Consider the following 11,075-nt stretch of genomic DNA (forward strand, 5'->3'; position numbering starts at 1 on the left):
CGTGCGCTTCGGACACCCCGACGGCACCACCGTCCATCTCGCCTATTGCAGCAACGTCCACCAGGCCGAGGACCTCGACGGAGTGGTGGACCAACTCGCCGCGTACGCCGAGCCCGTACGGAAGACCGTCGGCGCCGACCTGCTCGGCATCGGCCTGTGGCTGGCCCGCGACGTGGTCACCGAACTGTCCGCCGCTCCCGACGCCGTACGCCGCCTGCGCGCCGAACTGGCCGCGCGCGGCCTGGAGACGGTCACCCTCAACGCCTTCCCCTACGGCGGATTCCACCGCGAGGTAGTGAAGAAGGACGTCTATCTGCCGGACTGGGCCGACCCCGCCCGGCTGCGGTACACGGTCGACTGCGCCCGGGTCCTGGCGGGTCTGCTGCCGGACGACGCCCGGCGCGGCAGCGTCTCGACGCTTCCGCTGGCCTGGCGTACACCGTGGCCGGCCCAGGCACGGGACTCCGCACGGCGCGCTCTCGACCAACTCGCCGGGCAGCTCGCCGAGTTGGCGCGGGAGACCGGCCGTACGATCAGGGTCGGGTTCGAGCCCGAGCCCGGATGCGTGGTGGAGAACACCGTCCAGGCCGCCCGGGAACTCGGGGGAGTGGATCCCGAGTGGCTGGGGATCTGCCTCGACACCTGCCATCTCGCCGTGCAGTTCGAGGAACCGGCCGCCGCGCTGCGCCGGCTCGCCGACGCCGGGCTCCCGGTCGTCAAGGTGCAGGCGTCCAGCGCGCTCCAGGCCGACGACCCCGCCGACCCCGAGGCGAGGCGTGCCCTCGAGCGGTTCGCGGAACCCCGGTTCCTGCACCAGACGCGCACCGCCCCGGACGGCACCGTCACCGGCGTGGACGACCTTCCCGAGGCACTGGCGGGCGGCCTGGACCCCGGCTCGCCCTGGCGGGTGCACTTCCACGCGCCCCTGCACGCCGCGCCCGAGCCGCCGCTCAGCACCACGGCGGACGAACTGACCTCGTCTCTACGCGTGTTGCTCGGTGGCCCGCAAGCCGTGAGCGACCACATCGAGGTCGAGACCTACACCTGGTCGGTCCTTCCCGAACACCTCCGCCCGCAGGACCGCGAGGGCCTCGTCGCGGGTCTGGCCGCCGAACTGGCGTGGACCCGCGACCGGTTCGAGGAGCTCGGCCTGAAGCCGCTTCTCGATGTGACACCTCACTCACCCAAGGAGCCCGTCTCATGACCCGACTGGTCGTCCTCGACATCGTCGGCCTCACCCCCCGCATGCTCCGCCACATGCCCGCCGTCTCGGCCGTCGCCGAACAAGGCTTCCAAGCCCGGCTCAACACCGTGCTGCCCGCCGTGACCTGCTCCGTGCAGTCCACCCTCCTCACCGGCGCACCGCCCTCCGAACACGGAATCGTCGGCAACGGCTGGTACTTCCGGGACCTCGGCGAGGTCCTGCTGTGGCGCCAGCACAACGCCCTCGTCGGCGGGGAGAAGATCTGGCACACCGCCCGCAAGGCCGACCCCGACTACAAGGTCGCCAACGTCTGCTGGTGGTACGCCATGGGCGCCGACGTCGACCTCACCGTCACCCCCCGCCCGATCTACTACTCCGACGGCCGCAAGGAACCCGACTGCTACACCTGGCCGCCCGCCCTGCACGACGAACTCACCGACAGGCTCGGCGACTTCCCCCTGTTCACCTACTGGGGACCCAACGCCGGCCTGCCCTCCAGCCAGTGGATCCTCGCCGCCGCCCGCCAGATCTTCGACGAGCACCGCCCCGACCTCACCCTGGTCTACGTCCCGCACCTCGACTACGAGCCCCAGCGCTCCGGCCCCGACTCCCCGCAGACCGCCCGTGAGGCCCGCCGCCTCGACGACGCCCTGCGACCTTTGCTGGAGCACTTCCGACGCGAGAACGCGACCGTCGTGATCCTCAGCGAGTACGGCATCGCGCCCGCCTCCCGCCCCGTCGACATCAACCGGGCCCTGCGCCGGGCTGGACTGCTCGAAGTGCACACCCAGGACGGCATGGAGTACCTCGACCCCTGGACCTCCCGCGCCTTCGCCGTCGCCGACCACCAGATCGCCCACGTCTATGTCCGCGACCCGGCCGACACGGCGGCGGTGGCGAAGATCGTCGCCGAACTCCCCGGAGTCGACCAGGTGTTGGACGCCGAGGGCAAGGCGGCCCACGGCCTCGACCACGAACGCTCGGGAGAGCTGGTCGCCGTGGCGGAGTCCGACGCCTGGTTCACGTACTACTACTGGCTGGACGACGACCGCGCCCCGGACTTCGCCCGCCAGGTGGAGATCCACCGCAAGCCCGGCTACGACCCCGCCGAACTCCTCTACGACCCCACCGTCCCCGCCGTGAAGGCCCGCGCCATCGGCCAGGTCGCCCGCAAGAAGGCCGGCCTGCGCTACCGCATCCAGACCGTCCCGCTGGACCCCTCCGGCGTACGCGGCAGCCACGGCCGCCTGCCCCAGGACCCGCAGGACAGCCCCGTACTGCTGTGCTCGCGGCCCGACAACGCCCGCGACGAGATCGACGCGACCGACGTCAAGAACCTCCTCCTGACGCTGGCCGGCATCACCACCGACTGAACCACCTGAACCACTGGAGCTCCCCCCACATGCACGTCCAGCCCCCATCCCTGCCCCACCACCGGCCACTCCTCGACCCCGCCGCCGAATACCGCCGTTGGACCGAGGAGCGCCCCCTCGCCAGAATCAGCCTCTGGGGCGACACCCACCCCTGGCTCGTCACCCGGCACGAGGACGCCCGCGCCGTTCTCAGCGACGCGCGGTTCAGCTCGCAGAACGTCCGGCCGGGCTTCCCGGGCCTTCAGCCGACGCCTCCGCCGGTCACGCCCGGCCAGCTCTTCGCCATGGACCCGCCGGACCACACCCGGCTGCGCCGCATGCTCATCCCCGAGTTCACCTTCCGCCGGGTGGAGCAACTGCGGCCCGCCATCCGGAACATCACCGCCGACCTCCTCGACGGCCTGGCCAAACAGGAGCAACCGGCCGACCTGGTCGAGCACTTCACCCTTCCGCTGCCCCTCCTGGTCATCTGCGAACTCCTCGGAGTGCCGTACGCGGACCGCGACTTCATCAACCAGCATGCCGCCGCCTTCGCGACCGTCTCGGCGGGGCCGGAGGCCATGCGGGCGGGCTGGGGGGCACTCTTCGGCTACCTGCGGGAGCTGCTCGCCGCCAAGTCCCGCGAACCCGGCGACGACCTGATGAGCAAGCTCGCCACCGAACGGGTCGCCACCGGCGAGGCCACCCCCGCGGAGGCGGCCGGGATGCTGGTCCAGCTCCTCATCGCCGGGCACGAGACGACCGCGAGCATGCTCTCGCTCGGCGTCGTCGCCCTGCTGCGCCACCCCGACCAGCTGGCGGCGCTGCGCGCCGACGAGGGCCTCGTGCCGGGCGCGGTGGAGGAACTGCTGCGCTATCTGACCGTCGTGCACATCGGGCTGCGCCGTATCGCCACCGAGGACGTCGAGGTCGGCGGTGTCACCGTCCGGGCCGGCGAGGGCGTGGTGGTCGCCCTCCAGGCCGCCAACCGGGACCCCGCGGTCTTCACCGACCCGGACACGCTCGACCTCACCCGGGACGCCGACCGGCATCTGGCCTTCGGCCACGGCCTTCACCACTGCCTCGGCCAGTCCCTCGCCCGCGCCGAGCTCCAGATCGCCCTGCCGATGCTGTTCGAGCGGCTGCCGGCGCTACGTCTGACCGGCCTTCCCGCGGAGGAGTACGCCTTCGAGGGACGCGCGATCCATGGGGTGCGCCAGCTGTCTGTGGCCTGGTGACGGCTTCGAGGGCACCGGCCGCCTGGTGCGGTCGGTGCCCTCGGGTGGGCGGGGCGAGCCGGCGCCGCTACTTCGGGTCGCGGTCGAAGAGCGACGTGGACCAGAAGTAGCCGAGCGCCGTGAGGCCCAGGCACCAGGCCACGGCCAGCCAGCCGTTGTGGCCGATCTCGGTGCCGAGCAGCAGTCCGCGCAGGGTCTCGATGGCCGGGGTGAAGGGCTGGTACTCGGCGATGGGCCGGAACCAGCCCGGCATCGCGTCCACCGGGACGAAGGTGCTGGAGATCAGCGGCAGGAAGATCAGCGGCATCGCGTTGTTGCTCGCCGCCTCCGGGTTCGGGCTGGACAGGCCCATGCCGACCGCGATCCAGGTGAGCGCCAGGGCGAAGAGCGCGATCAGCCCGAACGCGGCGATCCATTCCAGGACGGTGGCGTCGACGGAGCGGAAGCCGATGGCCAGCCCGACGACCCCGACGAGGACTCCACTGGCGATGCACTGCAGCACGCTGCCGATGACGTGCCCGATCAGTACCGACCCGCGGTGGATCGCCATGGTGCGGAAGCGGGCGATGATGCCCTCGTTCATGTCCATGGAGACGGACACCGCGGTGCCGATCGTGGTGGAGCCGATGGTCATCAACAGAATGCCGGGCACGAGATACGCGATGTACTCGGAGCGGTCCGCCCCGCCACCTCCGATGCCGGCGCTCATCGCGTCGCCGAAGATGTAGACGAACAGCAGCAGGAGCATGACCGGGGTGAGCAGCAGGTTCAGGGTGAGCGACGGGTAGCGGCGGGCGTGCAGGAGGTTGCGCCGCAGCATCGTGGACGAGTCGCGGACGGCGAGGGACAGGGTGCTCATCGGACGGACTCCTTGGGCTTGTCGATGTCGCCGGTCAGGGCGAAGAACACGTCGTCGAGGTCGGGGGTGTGCACCGTCAGCTCGTCGGCCTCGATGCCGGCCGCGTCCAACCAGTCGAGGAGGGAGCGCAGTTCACGCTGGCTGCCGTCGCTGGGGATCTGCAGGGTCAGAGCCTCGTCGTCCCGGGTGACCTCACGCAGAGTGCCGGCGGCGCTCTGGTAGACGTCCGGGTCGGTGAAGCGGAGCCGGACGTGACCGCCGGGGACGAGGCGCTTGAGCTCCTCGGCGCTCCCCTCGGCGGCGATCTTCCCGTCGTGCAACACCGCGATGCGGTCCGCGAGTTGGTCGGCCTCCTCCAGGTACTGCGTGGTGAGGAGGACGGTGACCCCGTCGGTGACCAGCTCGCGGATGATCTGCCACATGTTGTGGCGGGAGCGGGGGTCGAGGCCCGTGGTCGGTTCGTCGAGGAAGATGATCCGCGGACTGCCGACGAGGGTCATGGCGATGTCCAGGCGGCGCTTCATGCCGCCGGAGTAGGTGGAGGCGGGCTTCTTCGCGGCCTCGGTGAGGTCGAACCGCTCCAGGAGTTCGGCGGTGACCCGACGCCCTTCCTGCTTCGGCAGGTGGTGCAGGTCCGCCATCAGGAGCATGTTCTCCTCGCCGGTGATCAGACCGTCGACGGCGGAGAACTGCCCGGTGACACCGATCGCGGCCCGCACCCCGTCCGGTGACGTGGCGACGTCGTGGCCCGCGACCTGGGCCTGCCCGCCGTCGGCGGCGATCAGCGTGGACAGGATCTTCACGGCGGTGGTCTTGCCGGCGCCGTTCGGCCCGAGCAGCGCGAACACCGAACCGGCCGGGATGTGCAGATCGATGCCGTCGAGGACGACCTTGTCGCCGTACGACTTGCGCAGATCGATGGTGGAGACGGCGGCCGGCGACGTGTGACCGTCGCCCTGCCTGGGCGTGGGCATGACAGAAGAAGGCATGGGGCCCTCCGATCGAAGGCTGAAGGAGAACGAGCTGAAGGAGAACGAGGCGAGGGCTGGTGTGGCAGGCAGGGCGGGTGGTCGTCAGGCCCTGGCGCGGAGGACGTCGATGTTGCCCCAGTTGGTCCGTGCGCGGACCTTGACGGTGTCCTCGGTCTGCTCCGGGGCGTCGGAGGCGGCGAGCGAGTTGCGCACCTGCCCGCGGTTGGAGCTGACGTCGAGCCAGGCGGCGGTGCCCTGCCGGATCCCGATCTCGATGGCGCCGTTGGAGGTCTCCAACCGGACCTCGCCGCGGGCGACTTCGGCGACGCGAAGGTGGCCGTTGGTCGTGGTGCCGGTGACCGAGGCCTCGGCACGCGCGATGTCGATGCCGCCGTTGGCGCCGTTCACCCGCAGCTCGCCGGTCACGGCCCCGACGGTCGTGGTGCCGTGGGTGTTCTTCAGGACGGCGGATCCGTCGACGAGGCCGACGCGCAGATTGCCGGAGCTGGTGGTCAACTCGGCCTCGCCCTCGACCCGGTCGACGGTGATCGAGCCGTGCGACACGTTCAGCTGGAGCGGCCCCGTGGTGTCGAGACGGACGTCACCGGTGGAGGTCTTCACACGGACCTCGCCGAGCCGGCCCTCGCCGAGCACCTGGATCCAGGAGCCGGTCAACTCCACGCGCGAGTCCGTGGGCAGGTCGACCGTCACGTCCACGGCGCCGCTGGGCCCGACGAGGCGGCGCTCCTTGGTCCTGACGGTCAGGACGCCGCTCGTGAACACGACCTCGGTCTGTTCGGCGGCCCGCACGTCCTTGTCCTTCTTCGGGTCGCGGGGCCGCACCTCCACGACGGTGTCGGGGCGGTCGCTCGCGGTGAGCTGGATGGAACCGGCCCCCACGTGCGCGGTGACCGAGATCGGTTCGGAAGTGTCGAAAGAAGGCATGACTGTCCCGTCCTCTTGGGTCTTCAAGGCGTCCCCGCTGGTGGGACGTGGTGTGGGTGTGGTGTCGATTTCCTGGGGCAGGGCGCTGTCGCGGTCAGCGCACCCAGCCCGTGAAGCTCTGCCCGAGGGTCTGGGTCTTCTCCGTCGTAAGCGGCCGGGTGCCGCCGTCGACCGCGGCCGACACGGCGCGCACCAGCCACGCGTTGACCGACAGGCCCTCGCGGCTCGCGGCCTCCTCGGCGCGCGTCTTGAGATGGGCCGGCAGCCGCAGATTGATCCGGGCGGTACCGCCCTCGTCGCCGTCGGCCGGGACCCTGAGCGGTTCGGTGGGCGTGGCCGGCCCCGCGGGGGCGCCGCCGTAGGTGGGCGGCGGTGTCACCACGAAGTCGGGGTCGAGCCCGCGCAGCCGTACGTCGACCGAGCCGGGGGCGAGATCGCGGGTGATCTCGTCCATCGCGGCGGAGAGCACGTTGAGCATGGTCAGCCGAGTCGCCGACTCCAGGGGAGCCGTGAGTCGCTCCGCCAGCTCGCGGGCTTCGTCGCCGCCGGCTTCGGCGGCCACCGCGAGTTCGCGGCGGAGGCTGTCGACATACGGGGTGAGGTCCATGACGCCATCATGGCATCACAATGGCGCCATGTGCAAGCCGCGGGGTGGCGCCCATGGTGTCACTTTGCGGTCCAGCTGTCCTGACCTGCGAAAACATAGTGATGCCTATCTGGCTGACGATGGCGCCATGCGTGCTCAGGTGTCTTTGTGGGCCCGGAATGGCGCCAGGTGGTGCCAGGTGGTGCCATGTGGCACCACGGCGCGCATCACCTGAGGAAGAGCAGAAGCAGGACGACCGCGACCGACACCGTCAGAAGCCCACCCCCGGTGACGGCCCAACCGGCGCCGAACGCGGCCCCCGCCACGCCGTGCGCCAGGTCGCCCAACCGCGGCCCGCCCGCGGCCACCACCGTGTCGATCCCCTGGAGCCGGCCCCGCATCCCGTCCGGCACGGCCGTCTGTAGAACCGTCCGACGGAAGACGCCCAGCACGAGAAGTGCGCCGCCCGCCAGTGCCAGCCAGCCGGCCGCCGCGACCAGCGAGCCGGTCACACCGAACCCCGCGACGGCCAGACCCCAGACGCCCACCGAGACCGCGACCGCGACGCCGAGCCGGTCCACGCGGGTGAAGGCCCCGGAGAAGAGCCCGGCCAGCACCCCGCCCGCCGAGAGCGCGGCGTACAGAACGCCGATGTCCGAGGGCCGGAAGGTCTCCTGGGCCAGTTGCGGGAAGAGAGCCGTGGGCAACCCCAGGAACAGCGCGGCGAAGTCGGCGAGATACACCAGCAGCAGTACCTGACGCCGCGCCACGAACCGCAAGCCGTCAGCGATCTCCCGGACACCGGCCCGCTTCCTTCCGGCGCCGTCGAGGGGAGGAAGCGGTGGCAGCCGCCACACCGCCCACACCGTCGCGCAGACGGCAACGGCATCCGCCAGATACAGCGTCCGCGCACCCACCACCGGCAGCAGCACTCCGGCCAGCAACGGGCCCGCGATCCCGGCGGACATGACGACCGTCGACTGCAGTGCGTTGGCGGCGGTCAGCGACTCGGGCGGCACCAGACGGGGAACGACCGCCCGCCCCACCGCGGCATTGGCGCCGAACAGGGCCTGATGTATGCCCACCAGTGCCAGCAGCACGCCCACCGACCGCAGGCCCGCCCGGTCCTGGGCCCACAGCAGCAACGACGTCACACCGATCCCGGCCGTCGTCACCAGCAGTACCCGCCGCCGGTCCCGCACGTCGGCCAGCGCACCTCCCCACAGCGCGGCCGCGGCCATCGGCGCGAAGCCCACCAACCCGGCCATCCCGACGTAGGCGGACGACCCGGTGAATCCGTAGAGCTGCAACGGCACCACGACCGCGGTGAGTTGAGCTCCCAGACCGGTCACGAGGCCGGCCGCCCACAGACGTCTGAAGGCGCCCCCACGCAACGGCCGTACATCCACCAGCACCCGCGCCTCCTCGCCCGCCCGGTCCGTGCACCGATGCTGCGGGCTCCCCTTGGGGCAAGGTCAACGAGCGCTTCACACGCTTGTCATGGGCGAACAGGAATGCCCGTCCCGCGCCCGCCGGTTGCCCGGGGTATGACCATCGGCGTAGCACTCCCTCTCCAGAACCGGATCGATCCCACGGTGCAACTCGCCCGGGAGGCCCATGAGGTCGGGCTGCGCTCCGCGTGGTTCGGGCAGACCTTCGGGTACGACTCGCCCTCGCTCGCCGCGATCGTCGGCCGCGAGGTGCCCGGCCTGCACGTCGGGACCGCCGCGATCCCCGTCTTCGGCCGCCATCCGCTGCTCGTCTCGAGCCAGGCCCAGACGGCCCAGGCCGCCACCGGAGGCCGGTACCACCTAGGGCTCGCCCTCGGCACCAAGCACCTGACCGAGACCGGCTTCGGTATCCCGTACGAGCGCCCGATCGCCCGGCTCCGCGAGTTCCTGACCGCGCTGCGCCAACTCACGGAGACCGGCGGCGCCGACTTCCACGGTGAACTGTTCACCGCCGCCACACCGTTGCCCGCGTCGGTGCCCGGCGGCGCCGAGCCTCCGGTGCCGCTCCTCGTCGCCGCCATGGCCCCGCAGTCCCTGCGCGTCTCCGGTGAACTCGCCAACGGAATCCTGCCGTTGCTGGCCGGACCGCGCGCCCTCGCCGAGCACATCGTCCCGGCCGTCACCGCGGCGGCCGAGGCGGCGGGGCGACCGGCGCCCAGGATCGTGGCCTTCGTGCCCGGCGTGGTCACCGCCGACGTCGAGGCGGTCCGGGAGAAGGCGAACGAATCGCTCGCCTTCTACGAGCAGTTCCCCTCCTACCAGCGGGTCATCGGCCTCTCCGGTGCCACCCGCGCCGCCGACCTGGCCGTCATCGGCGACGAGGAGACCGTCGCCGCCGAGGTGGGCCGCTACCGGGAGGCCGGGGCGACGGAGGTGGTGTTCACCGCGACGGACCTGGGCGGCGAGGAGGACCGGCGCCGCACCTGGAAGCTGCTGGGGGAACTTGCCCTCACACCTTGACCCAGGACAGGCCGTCCGGCGTGACGGCCAGGCCGTCGGGGTCGGCCGGACCGGGGTCGTCGAGCGGACCGCCGTAAAGGGCCTGTTCCTGAAGGTCGTTGCCGGTCCGGAAGGTCTCGCCGACCACCGGGGCGGACAAGAGCGGGTTGATACGGCCGTCCGAGGTCGCCAACTGGCCCACCGCGCCGTCGAGTTGTGCCGCCGAGGTGTGCCAGTCCGTACGGACTACCGCGGTGTCGCCGGACACCAGCCCGCCCGCCAGCTCGGCGAACGCGGCTGCTTCGCCGAGCTCCACCTCGGTGATCTTCTTCGCCGACCAGAAGTACGAGTTCTCGTTGCGCTCCATGTCGTAGAAGGAGATCAGGAAGTCGTAGAACACGCGGTACTCGCGGCGATAGCGGGCCTCGAACTCGGCGAAGCCCCGTTCCTCGGGCACGCTGCCGTCCAGCGCGGAGTTCACCGAACGGGCGGCGAGCAGGGCACCGTAGGTGGCCAGATGGACGCCGGAGGACAGCACCGGGTCCACGAAGCACGCGGCGTCGCCGACCAGCGCCATGCCCGGAGTCCAGAAGGACTTCTTCCAGTACGACCAGTCCTTGCGCACCCGCACCTGGTCGTACGGCGGCTCGGTCGCCTCCGGTACGTCCGCCACCAGCCGGCTCACCTCGGGGCAGGCCGCGATCATGTCCCGCCACGCGGCCCGCGCGTCGCGCTGGACGGCCGGTGTGTGCTCGGGGGAGATCACCGCGCCGACACTCGTCAGGTCGTCGCGCAGCGGGATGTACCAGAGCCAGCCGGCGTCGAACGCGGCGCAGAAGATGTTGCCGCTGTTCGGCTCGGGCAGCCGGGCCCCGCCCGCGAAGTAGCCGAACACGGCGAGGTTGCGGAAGAAGTCGGAGTACACGCGCCCACCGCCGACCCCGCCGTGGATCCGGCTGGTGTTCCCGGACGCGTCGATGACGTAAGGGGCGTGTGCCGTACGGGAGGTGCCGTCGGCGTCGGTGTACTCGACGCCCCGCACCCGCTCGTCGTCGGCGACGACGAGCCGCACCGGGCTGCCCTCGCGGACCTCGACGCCGGCCCGTCGGGCACCGCGCAGCAGGATCTCGTCGAACCGTGAGCGCTCCACCTGGAAGGCCGTCGCGGTGGGCTCGGGCACGCGCGGAGTCATGGCGAAGGAGAACTGCCACGGCTCGGGGTCACGGCCCCAGCGCAGCGTCCCGCCGCGCTTGAGGGTGAAGCCGGCCTGCTGCACCTCGTCGGCGACACCGAGGATGCGGCACAGGCCGTGGACCGTGGCGGGCAGGAGCGACTCACCGATCTGGTAGCGCGGGAAGGTCTCCCGCTCCAGCAGCAGGACCCGGTGTCCGCGCTTGGCCACGACGGTCGCGGCGGTCGATCCCGCGGGCCCGCCGCCGACGACGATCAGGTCGTACTCCTGGGTCATAC

General features: G+C 71.4%; 10 protein-coding genes. 4 read left to right on the forward strand and 6 right to left on the reverse strand.

From position 1 onward, the window contains the following. Position 1: 1 nt before the first annotated feature. From eboE to ACWD3I_RS22040, 3 genes are read left to right on the forward strand one after another with little or no spacing between them, the layout of a single operon-like run. Positions 2-1,204 carry a metabolite traffic protein EboE gene (gene eboE, locus ACWD3I_RS22030; protein ID WP_365401838.1) on the forward strand — a complete coding sequence of 401 codons (1,203 nt, stop codon included), beginning with the start codon at positions 2-4 and terminating at the stop codon, positions 1,202-1,204. Beyond that, the gene (locus ACWD3I_RS22035; protein WP_365401835.1) at positions 1,201-2,577 is read left to right on the forward strand and encodes an alkaline phosphatase family protein; all 1,377 of its coding nucleotides are present in this window, start codon (positions 1,201-1,203) and stop codon (positions 2,575-2,577) included. The genes eboE and ACWD3I_RS22035 overlap by 4 nt, the downstream gene beginning before the upstream one ends. Positions 2,578-2,606: 29 nt before the next feature. Then, on the forward strand, positions 2,607-3,794 hold the full coding sequence (locus tag ACWD3I_RS22040) for a cytochrome P450 (protein WP_365401832.1): 1,188 nt from the start codon (positions 2,607-2,609) through the stop codon (positions 3,792-3,794). 67 nt (positions 3,795-3,861) lie between these two features. Here the strand turns inward: ACWD3I_RS22040 and ACWD3I_RS22045 are convergent, their stop codons facing one another. From ACWD3I_RS22045 to ACWD3I_RS22065, 5 genes are all read right to left on the reverse strand, one after another. Continuing rightward, the gene (locus ACWD3I_RS22045; RefSeq protein WP_365401829.1) at positions 3,862-4,653 is read right to left on the reverse strand and encodes an ABC transporter permease; all 792 of its coding nucleotides are present in this window, start codon (positions 4,651-4,653) and stop codon (positions 3,862-3,864) included. Further along, a complete protein-coding gene (locus ACWD3I_RS22050) occupies positions 4,650-5,642 on the reverse strand; it encodes an ATP-binding cassette domain-containing protein (protein ID WP_365401826.1) in 993 nt (330 codons plus the stop codon). Before ACWD3I_RS22050 ends, ACWD3I_RS22045 begins: the two co-directional genes overlap by 4 nt. 84 nt (positions 5,643-5,726) lie before the next feature. Next, the gene (locus ACWD3I_RS22055) at positions 5,727-6,569 is read right to left on the reverse strand and encodes a DUF4097 family beta strand repeat-containing protein (RefSeq protein WP_365401823.1); all 843 of its coding nucleotides are present in this window, start codon (positions 6,567-6,569) and stop codon (positions 5,727-5,729) included. Positions 6,570-6,663: 94 nt separating this feature from the next. Then, entirely contained in the window at positions 6,664-7,176 is a 513-nt protein-coding gene (locus tag ACWD3I_RS22060; RefSeq protein WP_365401820.1) for a hypothetical protein, read from the reverse strand. Positions 7,177-7,382: 206 nt separating this feature from the next. Further along, positions 7,383-8,570: an MFS transporter gene (locus ACWD3I_RS22065; protein WP_365401817.1), complete on the reverse strand. Its 1,188-nt coding sequence runs from the start codon at positions 8,568-8,570 to the stop codon at positions 7,383-7,385. Positions 8,571-8,702: 132 nt separating this feature from the next. Here ACWD3I_RS22065 and ACWD3I_RS22070 point away from each other — a divergent pair, with 132 nt between their 5' ends. Next, positions 8,703-9,626, forward strand: a complete 924-nt coding sequence (locus tag ACWD3I_RS22070; protein ID WP_365401814.1) for an LLM class F420-dependent oxidoreductase — start codon at positions 8,703-8,705, stop codon at positions 9,624-9,626. Here the strand turns inward: ACWD3I_RS22070 and ACWD3I_RS22075 are convergent. Continuing rightward, positions 9,616-11,073, reverse strand: coding sequence for a tryptophan 7-halogenase (locus tag ACWD3I_RS22075; protein WP_365401811.1), 1,458 nt, complete (start codon positions 11,071-11,073; stop codon positions 9,616-9,618). The genes ACWD3I_RS22070 and ACWD3I_RS22075 overlap by 11 nt on opposite strands. Between the last annotated feature and the right edge of the window lie 2 nt (positions 11,074-11,075).

Source organism: Streptomyces sp. NPDC002817, from assembly GCF_053592055.1.